This is a genomic window from Streptomyces barkulensis, from assembly GCF_002843305.1.
Taxonomy (GTDB): Bacteria; Actinomycetota; Actinomycetes; order Streptomycetales; family Streptomycetaceae; genus Streptomyces; species Streptomyces barkulensis.
In genome coordinates this window covers 1-272 of the sequence record NZ_PGSG01000112.1, presented here as the reverse complement: position 1 = coordinate 272, position 272 = coordinate 1, and the positions used below count along the sequence as shown (strand labels likewise).

The following is a 272-nucleotide window of genomic DNA, read 5'->3' as shown; positions in this document are numbered from 1 at the left end:
GCCAGGGTGAGGCTGCCGTCGCGGAACCGGAACGCGCTGGTGGTGTACTCCGCGGACTTGCGGGACTTCTTCCGCGACTTGAAGCGCGGGTACTTCGCCCGCTTGCCGAAGAAGTTCGTGAACGCCGTCTGAAGGTGCCGCAGGGCCTGCTGGAGCGGGACGGAGGACACCTCGTTGAGGTAGGCGAGTTCCTCGGTCTTCTTCCAGGCCGTCAGCATCGCCGACGTCTGGTTGTAGTTCACCCGCTCCTGCCGCGTCCACGCTTCGGTGCG

General features: G+C 65.8%; 1 pseudogene. It reads right to left on the bottom strand.

Annotated elements, in window-relative coordinates:
* Positions 1 to 272 (bottom strand): annotated as a pseudogene (locus tag CUT83_RS31210) (RNA-guided endonuclease TnpB family protein); the annotation flags it as partial.